Annotated in this window: 27 protein-coding genes; 11 read left to right on the forward strand and 16 right to left on the reverse strand. The window is 67.4% G+C overall.

What is annotated here, in order from left to right:
- The coding region (locus tag V7672_RS09795) for an OmpA family protein (RefSeq protein ID WP_335624418.1) at nucleotides 1-291 on the forward strand (291 nt) is incomplete at its 5' end.
- A 126-nt stretch (nucleotides 292-417) separates the two neighbouring features.
- On the opposite strand, the gene V7672_RS09800 is transcribed toward V7672_RS09795, so the two are convergent.
- Nucleotides 418-1,197, reverse strand: coding sequence for a competence/damage-inducible protein A (locus tag V7672_RS09800; protein ID WP_335624419.1), 780 nt, complete (start codon nucleotides 1,195-1,197; stop codon nucleotides 418-420).
- Between the two features lie 162 nt (nucleotides 1,198-1,359).
- Between V7672_RS09800 and map the strand changes: the two genes are divergently transcribed.
- The 9 genes from map (at nucleotide 1,360) to V7672_RS09845 (ending at nucleotide 7,014) form a co-directional block, all read left to right on the forward strand.
- A complete protein-coding gene (map, locus tag V7672_RS09805; RefSeq protein ID WP_322256543.1) occupies nucleotides 1,360-2,181 on the forward strand; it encodes a type I methionyl aminopeptidase in 822 nt (273 codons plus the stop codon).
- A gap of 31 nt (nucleotides 2,182-2,212) precedes the next feature.
- Nucleotides 2,213-2,941: a RadC family protein gene (gene radC, locus V7672_RS09810; RefSeq protein WP_335624420.1), complete on the forward strand. Its 729-nt coding sequence runs from the start codon at nucleotides 2,213-2,215 to the stop codon at nucleotides 2,939-2,941.
- 2 nt (nucleotides 2,942-2,943) lie between these two features.
- A complete protein-coding gene (locus tag V7672_RS09815) occupies nucleotides 2,944-3,924 on the forward strand; it encodes a N(4)-(beta-N-acetylglucosaminyl)-L-asparaginase (RefSeq protein WP_335624421.1) in 981 nt (326 codons plus the stop codon).
- A complete protein-coding gene (locus V7672_RS09820) occupies nucleotides 3,921-4,439 on the forward strand; it encodes a GNAT family N-acetyltransferase (protein ID WP_335624422.1) in 519 nt (172 codons plus the stop codon). The genes V7672_RS09815 and V7672_RS09820 overlap by 4 nt, the downstream gene beginning before the upstream one ends.
- Nucleotides 4,440-4,493: 54 nt before the next feature.
- A complete protein-coding gene (locus V7672_RS09825; RefSeq protein ID WP_322256540.1) occupies nucleotides 4,494-4,736 on the forward strand; it encodes a BolA family protein in 243 nt (80 codons plus the stop codon).
- A gap of 3 nt (nucleotides 4,737-4,739) precedes the next feature.
- Nucleotides 4,740-5,654 carry an aldo/keto reductase gene (locus tag V7672_RS09830; protein WP_335624423.1) on the forward strand — a complete coding sequence of 305 codons (915 nt, stop codon included), beginning with the start codon at nucleotides 4,740-4,742 and terminating at the stop codon, nucleotides 5,652-5,654.
- A gap of 64 nt (nucleotides 5,655-5,718) precedes the next feature.
- Entirely contained in the window at nucleotides 5,719-6,072 is a 354-nt protein-coding gene (gene grxD / locus V7672_RS09835) for a Grx4 family monothiol glutaredoxin (protein ID WP_335624424.1), read from the forward strand.
- Nucleotides 6,072-6,503, forward strand: coding sequence for an acyl-CoA thioesterase (locus V7672_RS09840; RefSeq protein WP_335624425.1), 432 nt, complete (start codon nucleotides 6,072-6,074; stop codon nucleotides 6,501-6,503). The genes grxD and V7672_RS09840 overlap by 1 nt, the downstream gene beginning before the upstream one ends.
- 94 nt (nucleotides 6,504-6,597) lie before the next feature.
- Nucleotides 6,598-7,014 carry a hypothetical protein gene (locus V7672_RS09845; RefSeq protein ID WP_335624426.1) on the forward strand — a complete coding sequence of 139 codons (417 nt, stop codon included), beginning with the start codon at nucleotides 6,598-6,600 and terminating at the stop codon, nucleotides 7,012-7,014.
- Nucleotides 7,015-7,023: 9 nt separating this feature from the next.
- On the opposite strand, the gene V7672_RS09850 is transcribed toward V7672_RS09845, so the two are convergent.
- The 11 genes from V7672_RS09850 to V7672_RS09900 form a co-directional block, all read right to left on the reverse strand.
- On the reverse strand, nucleotides 7,024-7,152 hold the full coding sequence (locus tag V7672_RS09850; protein ID WP_335624427.1) for a hypothetical protein: 129 nt from the start codon (nucleotides 7,150-7,152) through the stop codon (nucleotides 7,024-7,026).
- Nucleotides 7,153-7,264: 112 nt separating this feature from the next.
- Entirely contained in the window at nucleotides 7,265-7,660 is a 396-nt protein-coding gene (locus tag V7672_RS09855) for a hypothetical protein (protein WP_335624428.1), read from the reverse strand.
- Nucleotides 7,661-7,877: 217 nt separating this feature from the next.
- Nucleotides 7,878-8,495: a 30S ribosomal protein S4 gene (rpsD, locus tag V7672_RS09860; protein WP_123288317.1), complete on the reverse strand. Its 618-nt coding sequence runs from the start codon at nucleotides 8,493-8,495 to the stop codon at nucleotides 7,878-7,880.
- A gap of 148 nt (nucleotides 8,496-8,643) precedes the next feature.
- Nucleotides 8,644-9,597, reverse strand: a complete 954-nt coding sequence (locus V7672_RS09865; protein WP_335624429.1) for an MBL fold metallo-hydrolase — start codon at nucleotides 9,595-9,597, stop codon at nucleotides 8,644-8,646.
- Nucleotides 9,598-9,658: 61 nt separating this feature from the next.
- On the reverse strand, nucleotides 9,659-10,273 hold the full coding sequence (locus tag V7672_RS09870) for a superoxide dismutase (protein WP_335624430.1): 615 nt from the start codon (nucleotides 10,271-10,273) through the stop codon (nucleotides 9,659-9,661).
- A 100-nt stretch (nucleotides 10,274-10,373) separates the two neighbouring features.
- Nucleotides 10,374-10,598, reverse strand: a complete 225-nt coding sequence (locus V7672_RS09875) for a hypothetical protein (RefSeq protein ID WP_123288315.1) — start codon at nucleotides 10,596-10,598, stop codon at nucleotides 10,374-10,376.
- Nucleotides 10,599-10,600: 2 nt separating this feature from the next.
- Nucleotides 10,601-11,440, reverse strand: coding sequence for an S-formylglutathione hydrolase (gene fghA / locus V7672_RS09880; protein ID WP_442889362.1), 840 nt, complete (start codon nucleotides 11,438-11,440; stop codon nucleotides 10,601-10,603).
- 107 nt (nucleotides 11,441-11,547) lie between these two features.
- On the reverse strand, nucleotides 11,548-12,921 hold the full coding sequence (locus V7672_RS09885) for a hypothetical protein (RefSeq protein ID WP_335624432.1): 1,374 nt from the start codon (nucleotides 12,919-12,921) through the stop codon (nucleotides 11,548-11,550).
- Nucleotides 12,922-13,221: 300 nt separating this feature from the next.
- Complete coding sequence (locus tag V7672_RS09890; RefSeq protein ID WP_335624433.1) at nucleotides 13,222-14,685, reverse strand: alanine/glycine:cation symporter family protein; 1,464 nt, start codon at nucleotides 14,683-14,685, stop codon at nucleotides 13,222-13,224.
- 83 nt (nucleotides 14,686-14,768) lie between these two features.
- Complete coding sequence (locus tag V7672_RS09895) at nucleotides 14,769-15,152, reverse strand: VOC family protein (protein WP_335624434.1); 384 nt, start codon at nucleotides 15,150-15,152, stop codon at nucleotides 14,769-14,771.
- Nucleotides 15,153-15,213: 61 nt separating this feature from the next.
- Complete coding sequence (locus tag V7672_RS09900) at nucleotides 15,214-16,320, reverse strand: S-(hydroxymethyl)glutathione dehydrogenase/class III alcohol dehydrogenase (protein WP_335624435.1); 1,107 nt, start codon at nucleotides 16,318-16,320, stop codon at nucleotides 15,214-15,216.
- Nucleotides 16,321-16,381: 61 nt separating this feature from the next.
- Here V7672_RS09900 and V7672_RS09905 point away from each other — a divergent pair, with 61 nt between their 5' ends.
- The gene (locus V7672_RS09905; protein ID WP_335624436.1) at nucleotides 16,382-17,122 is read left to right on the forward strand and encodes an NAD-dependent deacylase; all 741 of its coding nucleotides are present in this window, start codon (nucleotides 16,382-16,384) and stop codon (nucleotides 17,120-17,122) included.
- Here the strand turns inward: V7672_RS09905 and V7672_RS09910 are convergent.
- The 4 genes from V7672_RS09910 to V7672_RS09925 are packed head-to-tail and all read right to left on the reverse strand — an operon-like array spanning nucleotide 17,090 to nucleotide 20,188.
- A complete protein-coding gene (locus V7672_RS09910) occupies nucleotides 17,090-17,611 on the reverse strand; it encodes a hypothetical protein (RefSeq protein WP_335624437.1) in 522 nt (173 codons plus the stop codon). The two genes, V7672_RS09905 and V7672_RS09910, sit on opposite strands and share 33 nt — an antisense overlap.
- A 56-nt stretch (nucleotides 17,612-17,667) precedes the next feature.
- A complete protein-coding gene (locus tag V7672_RS09915; RefSeq protein WP_335624438.1) occupies nucleotides 17,668-18,459 on the reverse strand; it encodes an RNA methyltransferase in 792 nt (263 codons plus the stop codon).
- 3 nt (nucleotides 18,460-18,462) lie between these two features.
- Nucleotides 18,463-19,485, reverse strand: coding sequence for a S1/P1 Nuclease (locus V7672_RS09920; protein WP_335624439.1), 1,023 nt, complete (start codon nucleotides 19,483-19,485; stop codon nucleotides 18,463-18,465).
- Between the two features lie 28 nt (nucleotides 19,486-19,513).
- Entirely contained in the window at nucleotides 19,514-20,188 is a 675-nt protein-coding gene (locus tag V7672_RS09925; protein WP_335624440.1) for a nitroreductase family protein, read from the reverse strand.
- Nucleotides 20,189-20,196 lie beyond the last annotated feature (8 nt).

Below are 20,196 nucleotides of genomic sequence, written 5' to 3' on the forward strand. Positions count from 1 at the left end.
CTGTCGTCGGAAGCGCAGTCGGTCATCGCCCAGGCGGCCCAGTACGCCCAGTCGGGCCGTTCGGCTCGCATCGTGGTCGTCGGTCACGCCGACACCTCGGGCTCGGCCAGCTACAACGTCGGCCTGTCGAACCGCCGTGCCCGCACGGTCGCCGATGCCCTCGTGGCCCGCGGCGTCCCCGGTGGCGCCCTGGCCGTCGAAGGTCGCGGTGAAACCGATCTGGCCCGTCCGACCGCGGACGGCGTGCGCGAGCCGCTGAACCGGCGTGCCGTGATCGACATCAACTTCTGATCCGGCTTCCGGACCGGTCCGGCCTCTCCCCGCGAGAGACCGGGCCGAACCGGAACCGACCAGAACGTCGACAGACTTCAACCCACCGCCGTGACCCCCGGTCACGGCGGTGGTGTCGTTTTGGGGCTATGCCTCGGGCTGGACCTCGAACACCCGCACGCCCCGGTCCGCCAGGGTGACCTCGACCGCCTCCTTCAGCGCCTCGACGGCGGCCGACAGGACGGCCGCGTCGCGTCCCCGCACCACCAGCTGGGTCCCATACTCGCCCACGGTGCCGTGTCCGAACGGGTAGCTGCCAAAGCTCAGCGTCCGGTTGGCATCGGCCGCCGCCGTCAGCAGTTCGGCGACATCGCCCTCGCCGACGCCTTCGACCTTCAGGGTCCGGGCATGGGTGATCGCCCCGACCCTCAGGCGCGGTGCCACATCGTCCAGCATGGCGGTCATGATCTTGGGCACGCCGGCCATTACGAACACATTGCCGATCTGGAAGCCCGGCGCATCGGTCACCGGATTGGCGATCAACAATCCGCCCTCCGGGATGCGGGCCATTCGCCGCCGGGCGTCGTTCAGCTCATCCCCATAGCGCCGCTCCAGAATGGCCATGGCCTCGGCATTCTCGGGCAGGGCCACGCCCATGGCCTCGGCCACGCAGTCGGCCGTGATGTCGTCATGGGTCGGCCCGATCCCGCCCGTCGTGAACAGATAGTCGTGGCTGCCCGACAGGGTCCGCACGGCGTCGATGATCTGGCTGCGCGTGTCGCCGACCGTGCGCGCCTCCTTCAGATCGATCCCCAGCGCGGTCAGAAACCGGGCCAGGGTGTTCAGATTGGTGTCCTTTGTCCGGCCCGACAGGATTTCGTCGCCGATGATCAGAACGGCCGCCGTGGGGGATGTCGCCTCGCTCATCGCCGCCCCTCCGGCTTGCACACAGGGGCTGAAGGGCCGATATGGCCCGGCATCGGTCGCGGTATGGCGGGCATTCGTGCTATCCTCATTGTGACCTTCACTCCTAACGACGCGGTTCCTTCCGGACTATCGCGTCGAAACTGACTTACCGGGACGCCCCGCATGTATGAAGCCCAGGATATGGACGGCGACGTTTTCGTCCGCACCAATGAAATCCGCCTCTACGACGAGGAGGGGTTCGAGGGCATGCGCGCCGCCGGCCGTCTGGTCGCCGAAGCGCTCGACATGATCGGCGACTACGTCAAGCCCGGCGTGACCACGGGCGAGCTGGACGACCGCATCCGCGAGTTTACCCTCGACCACGGTGCCGTGCCCGCCTGCCTCGGCTACAAGGGCTATGAGAAGACCATCTGCACCTCGATCAACCACGTCGTCTGCCACGGCATTCCCGGCGACAAGGTTCTGAAGGACGGCGACATCGTCAATATCGACCACACCGTCATCGTCGACGGCTGGCATGGCGATTCCAGCCGGATGTATGCGGTGGGCGAGATCAACACCCGCGCGCGTCGCCTGATCGAGGTCACCTATGACTCGCTCGAGGTCGGTCTGGCCCAGATCAAGCCGGGCAATACCTTTGGCGACATCGGCTATGCGATCCAGCGTCTGGTCGAGGACCAGCGGATGAGCGTCGTGCGCGACTTCTGCGGCCACGGCATCGGCCGCCTGTTCCATGACAGCCCCAACGTCCTGCACTACGGCCGCCGGGGTGAGGGCGCGGTGCTCAAGCCCGGCATGTTCTTCACGGTCGAGCCCATGGTCAATCTGGGCAAGCCCCAGGTGAAGGTGCTGTCCGACGGCTGGACTGCGGTCACCCGCGACAAGTCCCTGTCGGCCCAGTGCGAGCACAGCGTCGGCGTCACCGAGACCGGCGTCGAAATCTTCACCGCCAGCCCTGCAGGCCTGTTCCGCCCGACATTCTGACGCTAGCCTTCCTCCGAGGACGGGGAAGGCCATGCTGGAACAGCCACCGGAAAAACCCAAGGCGCCCCACCATGCCGGTCATCGCGAGCGGCTGAGGGAGCGGGCGCGCGGCGCCGGCATCCACCACCTGCCGGACTATGAGCTGCTGGAGCTGTTCCTGTTCCGCAGCCAGCCCCAGGGCGACGTCAAGCCGATCGCCAAGGCCCTGCTGGCCCGCTTCGGGTCGCTGGCCGCCGTGCTGGCCGCCTCGGTCGAGGACCTGGTGACGGTCAAGGCCGAGGACACGAGGGGGCGCACCAAGGGCATCGGCGCCGAGACCGCCCTCGACATTGCCGCCCTGCACGAAGTCGCCCGTCGCGTCGCGCGGGAGGAGGCGATCAACCGCCCGGTCATCTCGTCGTGGACGTCCCTGCTGTCCTATGTCCGGCTCAGCCTGCAGCACGAACCGCGCGAACAGTTCCGCGTGCTGTATCTCGACAACCGCAACCAGCTGATCCTCGACGAGATCCAGAACCGGGGCACGGTCGATCATGCCCCCGTCTATCCGCGCGAGGTCGTCCGCCGCGCGCTTGAACTTTCCGCCAAGGCCATGATCATTGTGCACAACCACCCCTCGGGCGATCCCACCCCCAGCCGCGCGGACATCGAGATGACGCGTCAGGTGGTCGAGGCGGCGCGCGCGCTGGACGTGTCTGTGCATGACCACCTGATTGTGGGCCGCAAGGGCGTGGCCAGCTTCAAGCAACTGGGACTGATGTAGCCATGGACCTTTCCCGCCGGACCCTGTTGACCGGTACCGCCGTGGCCGCTGCCGGTCCGGCGCTGGCCCGCGACGATGCGCCCCCCGCTGTTCTGGTCTCGACCTGGGATTTCGGTGCACCCGCCAATGCCGCCGGCCATGCCGTACGCTTGGCGGGGGGCTCTGCGCTCGACATGGTCGAGGCCGGGGCCCGGGTGGCCGAGGCCGATGAGACCAATGCCTCGGTCGGGCTCGGCGGCTTTCCGGACCGCGAGGGTCATGTGACCCTGGATGCCGTCATCATGAACGGGCGCGGCGACATGGGCGCGGTCTGCGCGCTGGAGGACATCGTCCATGCCGTCTCGGTCGCCCGCCGGGTGATGGAGGCCACGCCTCATGTCATTCTGGTGGGCGAGGGGGCCCGCGCCTTTGCCCTGGAGCAAGGCTTCGACACGACGCCACTCCTCACGCCTGAGTCCGAGGCCGCCTGGCGGCGCTGGCTGGAGACCTCGAACTACGCCCCCCGCGCCAACAGCGAAAACACCGACTGGCCGGGCGGGGCCTCCGACCACGACACCATCGGCATTCTTGGAATCGATGCTCAGGGGCGGATGGCCGGGGCCTGCACCACCTCGGGCATGGCCTTCAAGATGAGGGGCCGTGTCGGCGACAGCCCCATTCCCGGCGCCGGCTTGTCGGTCGATGACGAGGTCGGCGCGGCCACCGGCACCGGCGTGGGCGAGGACATCCTGCGCGTTTCGGGTGCCCATGCCGTGGTCGAGGCCATGCGCGCCGGGCTGGATCCCGGCGCCGCCTGCAGGCGGGTGATCGAGCGCCTCGCGCGCTTGCGGGGCGACAAGATCGCCGATCATCAGGTGGCCCTGCTGGCGCTGGATCGTCAGGGGCGGGCGGGAGGGTTCGCCCTGCGCCCCGGCTTCACCTATGCGGTCACCGATGCGGCCGGCCAGACCCGACTGGTCCGTGCCGAAAGCCTGTTTTCGTGAACCCGGTGATCGAAACCGACCGCCTGATCCTCACCCCTGTCGCGGTTGGTGACTATGAGGACCTATGCGCCCTGCTGGCCGACCCGGGCTTCTTTCGCCACATCTTCCCCCAGGCCCTGAATGCCGAAGAGGCCTGGTTCCGCCTGCTGCGCGACATCGGCCACTGGCAGGTGATGGGCTATGGCAACTGGTCGATCCGCACCCGCGACGACGGCCGCTATGTCGGCAGCGTCGGCCTGCTGAGCTATCGCCGCATCCTCGAGCCTGCCTTCGACGCGCCCGAAATCGGCTGGGGCCTGTCGCCGGTCTTTCAGGGCAAGGGCATGGCGTTCGAGGCCGCCGCCGCTGTGGTCGCCTGGGCGGAGCAGCACCTCAAGGCCGGCCGCCTGGTCTGCATGATCAGCCCCGACAACGGTCCGTCGCTGGCGCTGGCCGGGCGGCTGGGCTTCGTCCGCTATACGGACACCACCTACAAGGGCGACGCGGTGATCCTGCTGGAACGGCGCGGAACGTAGCCGGACATTAAGGTTTATGAGGCATGAGGGGAGGCGAATAATCAGGTTTCTCCCATGCCCATGTCTGCCGACAGTCTGAGATCGCACCTTCTGGAAGCCTTTCCGGACGCCGAGATCGACATTGTTGATCTGGCCGGGGACGGGGATCACTACCGCGCCCGCGTCGTCGCCGAGGCCTTCGCCGGCCACAGCCGGGTGAAACAACATCAGATGGTCTATGCCGCGCTCAAGGGCCGGATGGGCGGCGAACTGCATGCCCTGGCGCTCGAGACCGCGGCTCCGGAAGGAAAGGGCTGAGCCATGCGTTATCGTCCCTTCGGCTATGCGGGCACCGCCGTTTCATCCCTGACGCTCAGCCTCGGCCACACGGCCCTGACGCGCGGCTTCGAGGCCGCCCAGTCGCTGATCTATTCGGGGCTTGAAGCCGGCATCAACAGCTTCCGGCTCGAGACCGCCGATCCGGTGCTGGCCGATGTCGTCGGGCAGGCGCTCAGCCATGTCGACCGCAAGCTGGTCTCTGTCACCCTGATGCTGGGCACGGGCGATGGCCGGCGCGGTTCGCAGCGCGATTTCTCGGCCGAGGGCATGACCCACGCCATGGACCGGGTGCTGCACGTCTCGGGCCTCGGCCATATCGACCTCGCCCTTCTGGACGAGCCTGAAGAGCATGAGCTGGCCCAGTCCACCCTGCATGCACTCAAGGCGCTCCGGGCGACCGAGCGCGTCCGCCTGCTGGGCGTGGCGGGCGAGGGCGAGGTCATGGACACCTATGTCTCGACCGGCGCCTTTGATGTGCTGGCGACGCCGTTCCACGTCAATTCCGACTGGCGTATTCAGTCGCGGATCCGCCACGCGCGCGAGCGCGACATGGCCATCCTGGGCTATGGCTACTTCCCCGAAAGTCTCGACACCCCGAAGAAGGCCGAGACGGTGCATGCGCCCAAGCGCGGCCTGTTCGGACTGGGGCGTCCGCGCACGCCCGACACACCGCTCAAGGGCATGGGCACTTTCGCCTTCCTGCACCGCACCCCGGGCTGGACGGCCGAGCAGATCTGCCTCGGCTATGCCCTGGTCGATCCGTCGATCTCCAGCGTCATGATCAGCGCCACGACCGACGAACGCGTCAACGACCTGGCCCAGGTGCCCGAGCGTGATCTGCCTCCCGGCCTGCCGGCCCAGATCGAAATGGCGCGGTTCGGCACGGCCGCGGCCTGAGCCTGCCCTTGACCCGGGCTTCGGGGCCTCCTAGCTCACAGGCCTGCTGAAGAGGGATCTCCCCGTGACCGACACTGCCGCCGACCCCGTGCGGGATTTCATCGCCAAGACCATCGCCGACCACCCCGTGGTGCTGTTCATGAAGGGCACGCCGGATGCGCCGCGCTGTGGCTTCTCGGCCCAGGCGGTGCAGATCCTCGACCACCTCAGCGCCCCCTTCGTCGGCGTCGATGTGCTGCAGGACGACGGCCTGCGCGAGGGCATCAAGGCCTTCACCGACTGGCCGACCATTCCCCAGCTGTATGTGATGGGCGAGTTCGTCGGCGGCTCGGACATCGTGCGCGAGATGTTTCAGGCCGGCGAGCTGATCACCCTGATGACCGACAAGGGCGTGCCGCTCGGCGACGCGGACGCCTGATGGCCCGGGCGCCGCTGGTCCCGCGCGAGGACCGCGAGGTCTTCGTCGTGCCGCTTGAGGTGCGTCCCGAACACATCGACGCCAATGGCCACGTCAACAATGTGGTCTATGTCGGCTGGCTGCAGGACGCCGGCACCGCCCACTGGAATGCCCGGTTCGATGCCGGGACGCGCGCCCGCTGGTCGTGGGTCGCGCTGAGGCATGAGGTCGACTATCTGCGCGGGATCGAGCCCGGCGCCACCGGTGTCGTCGCGCGTACCTGGGTCGGTGATCCCCAGGGGCCCCGTTTCAACCGCTATGTCCGCATCGAGGACGGCCAGGGCCGTCTGTGCGCCCAGGGCGTCTCCGAATGGTGCCTGGTCGACGCCCGCACCCTGCGCCCCCACCGGATCGCAGGCGAGATGATCGCCCCCTTCCTGGCGACCGTCTGACCTTTTTGCGCGGGACCGGGGGCGGAAAAGGCTTGAACCGACGGGCCTTTGCGTGAACGATCATCGGCTTGGGGTGGCTATGATGAGGTACCGGATGCGACGGATCGTGCCGACGCTGCTGATCGGGGTGATGATGTCCGGAGGGCTCGCGGCCTGCGCCGGAAACACCGAAGAGCTCCGCAGCGAGGCGGTGGGCTGCGCAACCTATTTCACTGTGCTGAACGAACAGATTCTCAGTGGCGACCCGGCCTTTGCCGACCGCGTCATGGCGGCGCTCGTCGATCCGGCGGCCACCGATGCCGACGAACAGCTTGAAACCATCAATCGCACCCTGATCGACATGGCCGGCGGCACCGACGCCTGGCGCACCGAAATGGAAGCCGCCGAGATTACAGCGCTGGAAAGCGAGCAGTCGGCCCTGGCCCGCCGTCACGTGGCCGAGGACCGCTCGACCGAGGCGGCCGAGCGGATCTCCACCTGCGTCGAGACGTGGGAACGCCTGAACCGCTAGGGTTCGGCCTCAGTCCTCGTGCGCCGGGGTCTGGATGACTTGGGTGTCGGGCTTGTCGGTGGCGACGATGATGCAGCCGGCCAGCAGCGGGGTGCTGAGGGCAGCGATGGCGGCCATAAGGGTCAGACGGCGAAGCATGGTGGTATCCCCCGAAGGATGTGAGTGAGCGAAACGCCGCCTGTTTTCGCCCCATCCGCGCGCGGGTGCACGTGAATAATCCTCAATGCGCGAGGCGCCGACAGCGTCTGCGTCAGCCCTGGGCCGGGCGATAGGGATTGGCCACCTGCAGCCGGGTGCCCGGCGCCAGTCCCATTTCCTCAAAGCTCCAGCGCAGCTCGACGCCGTCCTTTGCCGGATCGGTGCAGGAATCGTCCCGCACCCGGCGCAGGGTGACGCGCGCGCCGTCATAGGTCTCGCGCACCACGGGCACCAGATCGCTCTTTTCGGTGCAGCCATTGCTGCTGATCCAGAACAGGACGGTGTCCTGCCCGACGGCAGCGGCGCGAATGGGCTCGACCACGCCGGGGCCATCCTCGACCTCCGGGTATCCGGTCAGCCAGTCCGACAGGCCCGCGCACCCCGACAGCGTCAGGGCGCCCAGGGCCAGCGCCCCGATCAGACCGACATATATTCGATGTGGTGACATGGCCTGCCCCCGCGCCTTTCCCAAGCGTCAACTCTGCCTCAATTCGCGGCCCGTGGCATCCCCGAACCGCCCTTCGTCCACGAAAAAGGGCCCCGGATCGCTCCGGAGCCCCTGTTTTCTTGCCCTATGCTCGTGACGCGGTCACTCGCGACTTGAGGGCTGGCCGGGAACGCGCTCAAGCAGCGAGGTTCCGCGAACCGAGCGTTAGCGCCCTGACTTACGAAGAGTAGTATTCGACGACCAGGTTGGGTTCCATCTTCACCGGGAACGGCACGTCGGCCAGTTCCGGCACGCGCACCCAGCGCACCGAGAAGCCGCGATCGCCGACTTCCAGATAGTCCGGAATGTCGCGCTCGCCCGACTGCATGGCCTCAAGGACCAGCGCCATGCTGCGCGACTTTTCCTTGATCTCGACGACGTCGCCGACCTTCACGCGGTACGAGCCGATGTCGACCTTCTTGCCGTTGACGGTCACGTGGCCGTGGCTGACGAACTGACGGGCCGCCCAGACGGTCGGCACGAATTTGGCGCGGTAGACGACGGCGTCCAGACGCGATTCCAGCAGGCCGATCAGCAGCTCCGAGGTGTTGCCCTTGCGGCGGGCGGCTTCCTCATAGGTCTTGGCGAACTGCTTTTCGGTGATGTTGCCGTAATAGCCCTTCAGCTTCTGCTTGGCCTTCAGCTGCAGGCCGAAGTCAGAGACCTTCGACTTGCGGCGCTGGCCGTGCTGGCCGGGGCCGTACGAACGCTTGTTGACCGGGGACTTGGACCGGCCCCACAGGTTCTCACCCATGGCCCGATCGATCTTGTATTTGGCGCTGTGGCGCTTGGACATATGTAGCTCTCTATCGCGATGCGGCCCGGCATCCCCGATATTGGGAATGCGATCTCAACGGCGGTCCACGCATCATCCGTCATCAAACCCGCCCCGATCTTTCGACGGGACGTGAAGGCGGGGCTTATGGCGGCCCCGCCCCCGGGAGTCAATGCTGGGCCTGGTGCGAGGCGGCGCCTTCCGCCTCCCAGACGAAGGTCTCGCCCTGGCGGCGCACGTGCCCGATCCCCGGCCAGGGGAAATGCACGGCATAGAGGCGCAGGTCCTCGTCGGCGGCCCGCTGCCACAGGGCTGCGCGGCTGGCCTCGGCCATCTCCGGCTTGCCGTCGAACTGGATGGTCCAGTCCGGCCGCTGCACAGAGATCACATGGTGGTGGGCCGCGTCGCCGATATACAGCAGGCGCTGGTCGCCCGACGCCACCTCGAAGGCCGTGTGCCCGGGGGTGTGGCCGTCGATCGGCACGGCGGTGACGCCCGGCGCGACCTCGGCGCCGTCGGCAAAGGTCTCGACGTTCGGCGCGATGGCCGCCACCAGCTCCGGCATGGCGCCACTGGCCTGCCAGGCCTCCCATTCCTCGGCGGACATGCGAATGCGGGCATTGGGATAGGTCAGGGCGCCGTCGCTGTTGACCAGTCCGCCGACGTGGTCGCCGTGTGCGTGGCTGATCAGGATGTCCGTGATCTGGTCGGGGGTCACGCCGGCCGTCGCCAGGCTGGCCGCCAGCTTGCCGCCCGCTTCGCCAAAGGCCGCCCCGGCCCCGCTGTCGAACAGCACCACCCGGTCGCCGGTCTTCAGCAGCATCGGCTGGATGCTGAGGCTCAACGGATCGGTGGGGACCCCGGCCGCGGTCAGCAGGGCATCGACCTCGGCCTTGGGCTCGCCCATGGCCAGCACCGTGCCGTCATTGGGCGCCTCAAGGCCGCCGTCGCGCAGGGCCCAGGCCTCAAGCGTGCCGATCATGAAGGGATGGACGTCGGCGCTCGCGACCCGGCTGTCGGCGGCCGGTCGGTCGGCGGGCTCCGTGCCCGGATTGCAGGCCGCGAGCCCGAGGCCCGCGCTCATCAGGATCGCCGTCACCGCGGCAGCAGTTCTCAGTCGCATGGAATAGTCCCCCGAATGAAAACGCCCGCCGGACGATCCGGCGGGCGCTAAAACCTACGGCCTAGGAAACGGCCTTGGCATAGAGGTCATTGACCTCGTTCCAGTTCACGACCGACCAGAAGGCCTTCAGATAGTCGGCCCGGCGGTTCTGGTACTTCAGATAATAGGCGTGTTCCCAGACATCGGCCCCGAGAACCACCGTGCCCTGTTCGTCGGCCACATCCATCAGCGGATTGTCCTGGTTGGGGGTCGAGGTGACCTTCAGCTTGCCGTTCTGGACGATCAGCCAGGCCCAGCCCGAACCGAACTGGCCGGCGCCGGCGGCGTTGAACGCCTCCTTGAACTTGTCCATACCGCCGAGGTCGCGGTCGATCGCCTCTTTCAGCGCACCCGAGGGCTCACCGGTCTGGCCTTCCGGCGCCAGCAGCTTCCAGAACAGGCTGTGGTTCCAGTGTCCGCCGCCATTGTTGCGCACGGCCTTCGGCAGTTTGGACATGGTGTTGAACATATCTTCCAGCGACTTGCCCTTCAGGCTGTCGTCGCCGTCCACGGCCTCGTTCAGCTTGTCGACATAGGCTTGGTGGTGCTTGTCGTGGTGGAAGGTCATCGTTTCCTTGTCGATGGCCGGTTCCAGCGCGTCATAGGCATAGGGGAGGGGGGGCAGGGTAAAGGCCATGTCGGGCTCCTGAGTCTGGGGTAAACCTTGGCCGTACACATAGGTGCGGCGTCACCAGACCCAAGGGTCGGACGGCGAATTCGTTCCGAAAATGCCCGGATCAGCCCGCGGTCGCGTGGGCCTTCAGACAGTCGCGCACCGCCCGTTTCAGGTCGCCGGGGATCGAGCCCGGATCCGTACCCTCGGCGGCGAACACCGCCCGCATGGCCGCGTCATAGCCGTTGGGCAGGGCCGCAATCACCCGCGCCTGTCCCTTGGGATGCAGGCAAAAGCCCAGCTTGACGCACAGCTCGGCGAACATGGCGTCGTAATCGGGGTCTGCCATGGTCAGGCCTTCAGCCGCTTTGCGTGAAAGGCCAGATGATCCGCGATGAAACTGGCCATGAAGAAATAGGAATGGTCATAGCCGGGCTGCATGCGCAAGGTCAGGCGCTGGCCCGCCGCCTCGGCCGCCGCCGTCAGCAGTTCCGGCTTCAGCTGTTCCACCAGAAAGCCATCGGCGTCGCCCTGATCGATCAGGATGTCGTCGAACTGGCCGTTGGCCACGCCCGCCTCGATCAGCAGGGCCGCATCGTGCCGGGCCCAGCGCTCGCGGTCGGGCCCCAGATAGGCGGTCAGGGCCTTCTCGCCCCACGGACAGCGGGTGGGCGAGGCGATCGGCGCAAAGGCCGAGACCGAGACGAACAGATGCGGATGGTTCAGCGCCAGCGTCAGCGCCCCGTGCCCGCCCATGGAATGGCCGAGGATGGCGCGCTTGCCCGTGGTCGGGAAGTTGGCGTCGATCAGCTCGACCAGATCGCGGGTGACATAGGTCTCCATGCAGAAATGCGGGGCCCACGGCGCCTCGGTCGCATCGACATAGAATCCCGCGCCCTGCCCCAGGTCATAGGCCTCATCATCGGCCACCCCGTCGCCGCGGGGGCTGGTGTCGGGCGCCACCACGATCAGGCCCAGCCGCGCCGCCGCCTCATAGGCTCCGGCCTTGGTGGTGAAATTGTCCTCGGTGCAGGTCAGGCCCGACAGCCAGAGGACGACCGGAAACGGGCCTTCACCCGGCGGCACGAACACCGACAGCTTCATCGCTGTGCCGGTGGCCGCGCTGTCGTGGCTCAGATAGCGAAGCGTCCCGCCGTGGACGACATGGGTTTTCAGGACATCCACGGCGATTTCCTTCGTTTCAGTGTTGCGCGCGCCCGGCCGTCTATCCGGCTACCGCAAGACGGCAGACAACGTTTGGATGAGCGTGGAGCGAACATCAAGAACGGTGAGCAGGATCAGCACCGGGTGTTGACGGCGTTACCCCGGCACAGGGCGCGCTGGTATCGCACGTCACTGCTCAGGTCGCGCCCTGTCGAATAGGACACATAGCTGTAACTTGCCGAAGGGGCCGACCAGGCCGAGCGCTGTTCGACGGGGGGCGGGGGAGGGTTGCGGGCGGCCCATTCGGCGGCCCGGCGCCGCTCTTCCGCCCGTTCCGCCTCGGCACGCGCCCGCCCGCGATCCCGGGCTGTGACCCAATCGCAGGCCGGCGCATAGCCGTAGGTGCAGCCCCTCTCGACATAGGTCCCGGCCTCGCCGAAGTAATCGTGCCATTCCACCTGTTGTATGTACCCGAAGGTGTAGCAGGCCCAGCCGTCACGCGCCTCCCGGCAGGCAGTCTGGATGGCGTCGTCCCGGCTACGATCTCCCGGGCTGGCATAGCGATAGGCGATGCGGGCGGCGGACTTGCAGGTTTCGGGGTCCTTGCCCAGTACGCACGCCCTGGTCAGGGGGGCCACGCTGGCCGCCTGGCTGCCCTCACGGTACAGGATCGAGCCGAGGATCTGGCAGGCTTCCGTATCGTCGGCCGCGCATCCCGTATCGGAGACGGCTTTGGCACGCTGGACGTCCGGTGTGAGCCCGTACCACCCATTCTCATAGGCGAGGGCCAGCCGCGCGCAGGTCTCCAGCGCTCCGATCTCGCACCCGGTGGAAAGCGCGGCCAGCGCGGCGGCATCATCCCGCACACCGCTGGAGTCGGATGCCGAAAGGACGAAAGCGTTGTAGCACGCCGCGCGGCGGTCCTCGCGCACAAAGCCCGGGTTTTCCTCGGCCGCGCAAGCCTGGGCATAGCCGAAGCGGGCAAGGTCGTAGCTCACCCGCGTGTCGGGGAAAGGATCCTCGTACCGGTCAAACCAGGCGCCCAGCTGCAAACAGGCTGTGGCTTCCCCGGCCCTGCACCCCGTAGAGAGGAAGAACTCCACCACCTTTGCCTCGTAATGGGCAGTGGTCGGGTCGGAGAAGACCGTCCAGCCAATGACGCAGAGGCCAGCGCTGATGCGGCATCCCACGACCAGCGCGTCTTTCGTGCCCTGCATATCGCCCACCTGCTGCAGGGCCTCGCTCGCTTCGAAGCACGACTTGGCGTCGCCATACTTGCACGCTTCGAGGAAATAGCGCCCGGCCTGGGCTGTGTTGCGCGGCAGGCCACCTGTTCCGTCACGGTGCTGCAGGGCAAGCGTAACGCATTGTCCATGTCCGCCCGCCTGCCCGCACTGCGCGGCGGGGGCACTGTTGCGATCGCCTGACTGCGCGCGCGCCATCCCGGCCGGTGCCAGGGTCAGCATCATTCCGACCACAAATGCCAGTATCCGCAATGTCGTGACCATTTTCCCCTCCCGATCGGCCGGAGCTAAGCCAATCTGCGGCGCGAAGTCCAATGACGGGAAGTGACGGCCACGTCAGGCCTTGCGGTGCGCGGCGGGCATCATGGTGGTCGAAATCTCATGCCGCGCACGAGAAGTCAGCTCGATGCCCGTCGGCGGCGATCCGGCAGGCGGTTCAGCCCCGGGGCATGACGGAATCACTTCCGTCACGCAACATCGCACCGGTCAGCTCCGCCGCGCCGGTCAGTGAGGCGCGGCGGAGCCAGTGGCTACGGGAGCGGGGGCGATCAGGCCCTCGTCGCGTCAGTCGTGATCCTTGCCGGCGGTCTTGTTGCCGCGCGCGAGGGCGAACACCACGCTCGACAACGCCGCGAGCGCGATCAGGTTCGGCAGGGCCATGGCGGCATTCGAGATATCGCCCATGCGCCAGACGAACTCGATGTGCTGGAACGATCCGACAAAGATCATCACCACCCACAGCAGGCGCCACGGAATGGCGACGCCCTGACCGAACAGATGGGTCGCCGCCCTCTCCCCGTAATAGCTCCAGGTCAGCAGGGTGGTGAAGACGAACAGGATCAGCGCCAGCGACACCACAAAGCCGCCGATCGTGGTCGAGCCGAACAGGATCTGCGGGAACACGGCCGAGAAGGCCGCCAGCGTCATCTCAAACCCGCGCAGGTCCGAGTTCCAGACGTGCTCGACCGTGCCGGCTCCGGCGGGGAAGGACCCCTGAACCGTCAGCATCACCAGACCGGTCATGGTGCAGATGATCATGGTGTCGATGAAGGTGCCCATCATGGCGAACCGGCCCTGACGCGCCGGATCGTCGGTCTGGGCCACGGCGTGGGCCATGGGGGTCGAGCCCTGACCGGCCTCATTCGAGAACAGGCCGCGCGCCACACCGGCCCGGATGGCCATCATCACGCCCGCGCCGACAAAGCCGCCGGTGGCCGCCGTGCCGCTGAAGGCGCTGCCGAAAATCAGACCAAAGGTGGCCGGCAGATCTTCGATGTTCAGGATCAGCGCCAGCAGGGCCAGCAGCAGATAGGAGATGGCCATGACCGGCACGACTTTTTCCGCCACGCTGCCGATCGACTTGATGCCGCCGATAATGACGACGAACACCGCCGCGGCCACGATCAGGCCCGCACCCCATTCGGTCACGGGCACCAGATTGGTGATCGAGTCGGCGATCGAATTGGCCTGGATCATATTGCCGGTGGCGACCGCCGAGAACAGCGTGCCCAGACAGAACAGAATGGCCAGCCAGCTCCACTTCTTGCCCAGACCCTTGCGGATATAGCTCATGGGTCCGCCGCGATAGGCACCGTCCGGCCCGACATCGCGGAAGCGGATGGCCAGCGACCCTTCGGCAAAGGCCAGCGCCATGCCGAACAGCGCCGTCACCCACATCCAGAACAGCGCGCCGGGTCCACCCAGGGTGATGGCGGTTGCCACGCCCGCGAGGTTACCGGTCCCGACCTGGCCCGACAGGGCGGTCGACAGGGCCGCGAACGGCGAAATCTCGCCCTTGCCGCCTTCGCCCTTCTTGAACAGACCGGCAAAGGCCTCGCCCAGCTTCAGGATCGGATAGAAGCGCAGCCCGATCATGATCCAGGCGCCGATGCCCAGCAGCACCAGCACCATGGGCGGGAAGGGGATCAGCTCCTCCCCGTTCCATAGTCCCGCCCAGATGAAGTCGCTGACGTTCGAAACCTGGTCGTAAAAGGCCTGCACGCCTGCGGGCGTTGCTGCTTCGCTCATTCCCCATTCCCCCGGGATGCCGATGAAAGCGGGCACCATAACCGGCTGTCCCGGAATGGGAACGCTTTTCTGACCGCGCGCCGTTACCCGGGTCGGTGCAGGGCACAGACCTTGTTACCCGACGGATCGCGAAGATAGGCCAGGTTGAGCGTGCCGAACGGACCGTTGCGCTCGCCGGGCGGGTCCTCGATGGACGTGCCCCCTGCTGCCACGCCGGCGTCGTGGAAGGCCTGGACCATCTCGGGCGACTTCGCGGCAAAGCCGATGGTGCCGCCATTGGCGTGACAGGCGGGCTCCCCGTCGATCGGCGTGCCTATGGCAAAGGCCCCCATCCGCGTCCGCCACCAGAAGCGGCCCTTGGGGTCCGGCCCCTGTCCCGGCTCATGCCCCAGTGCGCCCAGCACGGCGTCATAGAAGCGGCGCGAGGCCTCGACGTCATTGGCCCCGACGGTGATGTGGGTGAACATGGCTTCCTCCTCCTAGGTCCGGCGGACGCTAGCCATGTCCGTTTCTTTTGGCAACTTCCTTCTAGAACACCACCACGCTTCTGATGCTCTTGCCCTCGTGCATCAGGTCGAAGGCCTTGTTGATGTCTTCCAGCGGCATCGTGTGGGTGATCATCGGGTCGATCTCGATCTTGCCGTCCATGTACCAGTCGACGATCCGCGGCGTGTCGGTGCGGCCGCGCGCGCCGCCAAAGGCACTGCCGCGCCAGACCCGGCCGGTGACCAGCTGGAACGGGCGGGTGGCGATCTCCTTGCCGGCCTCGGCCACGCCGATGACGATGCTCTCGCCCCAGCCCCGGTGGCAGGCCTCCAGCGCCTGACGCATGACGGTGGTGTTGCCGGTGCAGTCGAAGGTGTAGTCCGCCCCGCCGCCGGTCAGCTCGACCAGATGGGCCACCACATCCGACACATCCTTCGGATTGACGAAATGGGTCATGCCGAATTTGCGGCCCCACTCCTCTTTGTCGTTGTTGATGTCGACGCCGACGATCATGTCGGCCCCGACCATCTTCAGTCCCTGGATGACGTTCAGCCCGATGCCGCCCAGACCGAACACCACGCAGTTGGCGCCGGGCTCGACCTTGGCCGTATTGACGACCGCACCCACGCCCGTGGTCACGCCGCAGCCGACGTAGCAGGCCTTGTCGAACGGGGCGTCCTTGCGGATCTTCGCCAGGGCGATCTCGGGCAGGACAGTGTAGTTCGAGAAGGTCGAACAGCCCATGTAGTGGGCGATCGACTGACCCTTGTAGCTGAAGCGGCTGGTGCCATCCGGCATCAGGCCCTTGCCCTGCGTGCCCCGGATGGCGGTGCACAGATTGGTCTTGCGGCTCAGGCAGCTTTTGCACTGGCGACATTCGGGCGTGTAGAGCGGGATGACATGGTCGCCGACCTCGACCGAGGTCACGCCGGGCCCTACCTCGACCACCACGCCCGCGCCCTCATGGCCGAGGATCGAGGGGAAGATGCCCTCCGAATCCAGACCGTCAAGCGTATAGGCGTCGGTGTGGCAGATACCCGTCGCCTTGATCTCGACCAGCACCTCGAACGCCTTCGGCCCCTCCAGATCGACCTCGACGATCTCCAGAGGCTTCTTCGCTTCAAAGGCTACGGCTGCGCGGGTCTTCATGGGGTGGGCTCCTGAGTTGCTGCGGGCACCCTAGGCGACGCTGCCGGTGCTATGAAGGGCCATGCAGCACAGAAATATCGTCATCCTGACCGGCGCGGGTATCTCGGCGGAGTCGGGCGTGCCGACCTTTCGTGCGCCGGACGGGCTGTGGATGGGGCACCGGATCGAGGATGTGGCCACGCCCGAGGCCTTTGCCCTCGACCCGGCCACCGTTCACGAGTTCTACAATGCCCGTCGGCGTCAGCTGGCCGAGGTCCGGCCCAATACCGCGCACCGGGCACTGGCCGGGCTGGCCGCGCGCTGGCCGGGGGCGCTGACGCTGGTCACCCAGAACGTCGACGACCTGCACGCCCGCGCTCATGCCGACGTGGCACCCGCGTCCGGTTTCCGCCTGATCCCCATGCATGGGGAATTGTTGAAGGCCGCCTGCACCCGCACCGGCCGGATCAGCGACTGCCCCGGCGATCTGTCCGTCGACAGCGCCTCACCCCATCACCCCGAGGGGCGTCTCCGCCCGCACATCGTCTGGTTCGGCGAGATGCCGCTCGAGATGGAGGTCATCCACGACGCGCTTCAGGCCTGCGACCTGTTCGTCGCCATCGGCACCTCGGGCGCCGTTTTTCCTGCGGCTGGTTTTGTCGAGATCGCCCGCCACGCGGGCGCCCGCACCGTCGAGTTGAACCTCGAACCCTCGCTGATCTCAGACCTGTTCGACGAGACGCATTTCGGCCCCGCGACCCGGGTCGTGCCGGACTTCGTCCGGTCGCTCTCAGGGCAGTTCGAAGCTCAGCACCATCTCTGATCCGGGCGAGAAGCGTGGGCTGCGGCTGATGACCAGCTGGGTGGTGCCGCTGCGCCAGACGGCCATGTCGGTGGTGGACTGCCCCTCGATAGATTGCACCACCGGCTCCAGCCCCAGAGCCTGCATATAGGGCTCGGCCGCCGGGGCCATGTTCGACGCCCCGCCCTCATAGATGCCGACGGAACACAGGCCGCGCCCGTAACTGAGGTCCAGCGTCACTGTGCCATGATGACGGCGGGTCAGCCGCACATAGGCCCACGGCCGATCGGACTCGAGGTCCATGCCGCTCTCGTCGGCGATGATCTCATAGCGCAGGGCCTCGGCCGCCTGGATGGCGGCCGCGACATCGCCGGTCCGGGCATAGGGCACGCAAATCTGGCCCAGCACATCCTCGACGATGGCCGGCACATTCATCGACTGGGCCGAGGCGGGGGCCGCCATCGCCGCCATTCCGACAGCGGCCAGTCCAGCCAGAAACAGGTGTCGCATGGGTGTCTCCCCTCGTTGGAGAGACTGTCCGCCCGCCAGGCGCGGCGCGCCAGTGATCAGTCCTGACGGTCGCCCGTGCCCTGTTTTGCCGCCATCCGGGCCAGCAGGCGTCCGCGTCCCTTGGCCAGGGCGTGGATCACGCCGCGAAAGGTCGCCACCTCCTGCGCGCTGAACCCGGCCCGGCCCAGCATCACGCGCAGGTTCTGGCTCATCGACGGCTTCTTCTCGGGCGGATGGAAGAAGCCGCCCGCCTCCAGCTCGGTCTCCAGATGCTCGTACATGCCGAGCAGCAGATCGTTCGACGCCGGCGGGTCACCCTCGCGGAAGCGCGGCGGCGGGGCATCGAGGATCAGCGTCCGCCACTCATAGGCATTGATCGCCACCGCCTGTGCCAGGTTCAGCGAATGGTGCCGGGGGTCGATGGGGATGGTGGTGATCCCCTGGGTCAGGGCGATGTCGGTGGTCTCAAGCCCCGCCCGCTCGCCGCCGAACAACAGGCCGATGCTCAGCCCCGAGGCCCGGTCGTCATACAGCAGCCGCGCCGACTCGCGCGGGGTCCGCACCGGCATGCGCGTCTCGCGCGGGCGGGCCGTGGTCGAAAAGACCGTGTTCAGATCGGCAACCGCTTCGGCAACGCTGTCGAAGACTTTCACCTCGTCCAGCACCCAGTCGGCGCCGGATGCCGTGGCCCAGGCCCGGTCCTGCGGCCAGCCGTCCCGGGGCGACACCAGCCGCAGCTCGGACAGGCCGAAATTGGCCATCACCCGCGCCACCGCACCGATGTTGTCGGCCAGCTGCGGCTTGTCGAGAATGACGACGGGCGGCGTCAGCGGCGCAGGCTCGGTCACCCGTCAGTCCTGACCGATCATGGCCAGCCACGGGTCGGCGGTGCCGGCCTCGACTTCGGACACCTTGACGTTCGGCCAGCCGACCGAGCGGGTTCCCGCCTCGCGCCAGGCCAGGACGATCAGGTCGCGCAGTTCCGAGGCGCCGGCGGCAAGGCGCACCGTGGCGAAATTCACGCCGCGCGGGTCGGCCTCGACGAAGCCACCGGCCTTCTCCAGACGATAGAAGGGAACCACCTCTCCCAGCGAGACCAGCAGATAGTCCGCCATGCGGGCGCGCAGCTCGAACCCGTCCAGGCGCGGCGCGGTCATGGCCGCCTCAATGCCCTGCAGGTTCACACGGTCGCGGACGAAATCGCCCTCGAACATGCCATGCGTCCGGCGCGAGCGGGTGAAGTCTTCGGGATTGTCCGTGTCCCGGTCCCAGCCGTTGTAGTGGATGGTCGTGTGCAGGGGCTGGGCGCCGTCGCCAATGTAATGGGACAGCATGCCGATATCGCGCAGGATCAGCGCCTCGCGCCGCAGCCGGTCTTCCCGGTACCAGGCCTGCCGCGCCAGATCGGTCTCGCGCGCCTCGGCGGCGGCCAGGATGCGCCAGTAGGCAAAGTCCTGAACCACCTGCTGCCAGGCATCCATGATGGCATAGGGCAGATAGCCGGCGTCATTGACCTTGATCCCGGCGGCCAGCAGCTGGGCGTCATATTCGGACTTGAGCTCCGGCAGCGCACGGATGTCCGGCCCGGCCTCGGTCATCACACGCCCGTCCGCGATCATGTCGACGAAGTGGGCCGTGTCGCGCTCGCGGTCATGGGGCTGGCCCCCGCCCTTCCAGCGATCCGGCTCGCGCGACAGTTCTCCCACCTGGGCGGCGGCCTCCTGGGTGCGCAGGAAGGCCGGCAGCTCCTCCGGCAGGGCGCGCATGGCGGCCTGTCCGACCATCCGGTGACCGCTGGCGCCCCAGGCGGCCACGTCCGCAGCGGGCAGGGCGATCAGGGTCAGGGCGACGGCGGCGGCGATCAGGCGTTTCATGGCAGGGCTCCGGCAACTGCGGGCGGGGTTAAATCCATGCGGCGATGGCGTCCAGCGGCTTCTTGTCCAGCGCGGCCAGAGGCACGGTGGCGTCGTCCGCCGGATGTCCCGCGACCAGCAACAGGAACGGCTTCTCCTCGGCCGGTCGCCCGCAGATCTCGCTGAGGAAGCTCATGGGCGCAGGCGTATGGGTCAGGGTGGCGAGGCCGGCCTTGTGCAGGGCCGCGATCAGCAGGCCGGTGGCGATGCCGACGCTCTCGGTGACATAGTAGTTCTTCTTCGCATCGCCGGGCCGTGGGCCGCCGCGCTTCTGGGCAAAGATGGCGATCAGCACCGGCGCGACCTCCAGAAACCCCTTGTCCGGGTCGGTGCCCAGCGGCGCCAGCGCCTCCAGCCACTCCTGCGGCGCCTTGGTCTCGTAAAAGGCCTTCTCCTCGGCCTCGGCCGCCTCGCGGATCCGGGCGCGGGCGTCCGCGCTTTCGATGACGGAGAAGAACCACGGCTGGTGGTTGGCGCCCGACGGCGCCGACCCGGCGGTCAGCAAGGCCTGCTCGACGACCGCGCGCGGCACGGGCCGGTCGGAAAATTCGCGCACTGTGCGCCGGCGCGCCATCTCCTCGCGAAAGGCCGTGGCGCGGCCTGTGGCCTCATCGTCCGTCAGGGCCGCATAGCCGACCAGCGGCGTGGCAGGATGGTCTTTCATCGGGCGGG

The organism is Brevundimonas sp., from assembly GCF_036963785.1.
Taxonomy (GTDB): Bacteria; Pseudomonadota; Alphaproteobacteria; order Caulobacterales; family Caulobacteraceae; genus Brevundimonas.